General features: G+C 42.1%; 1 pseudogene. It reads right to left on the bottom strand.

The window, feature by feature from the left end:
• Positions 1-36 precede the first annotated feature (36 nt).
• A pseudogene (locus AAEZ03_RS29345) lies at positions 37-273 on the bottom strand (hypothetical protein); the annotation flags it as partial.

Genomic DNA, 273 nt, shown 5'->3' with positions numbered 1-273 from the left:
CTTAAATACTGAGACAGTTAAATAGTTACAGCGACTTTAAAGACGATTTTGCCATCGTCTTTTTTCAGCTTCTTTATTAGGTATATGATCTGCCATTTTTGCTTTGTCTGAATGAGCTGCTTCTATATTTTCTGTTAGTGTTTGCTCTCCTGCCACCTTGGATAATAGGGGAATACGCACACAGACTTGTAGGCCGCCATCAGGATGATTGATGGCCTCAACCGTACCATGATGCAAGTGGGCGATACGATCAACAATAGCCAGACCTAGACC

The sequence above is a fragment of the Pseudomonas sp. HY2-MNA-CIBAN-0224 genome (genome assembly GCF_040310285.1).
GTDB classification, from domain to species: Bacteria; Pseudomonadota; Gammaproteobacteria; order Pseudomonadales; family Pseudomonadaceae; genus Aquipseudomonas; species Aquipseudomonas helleri.
The sequence above is the reverse complement of the archived record's forward strand: the minus strand, read 5'-3'. Positions and strand labels throughout refer to the sequence as shown.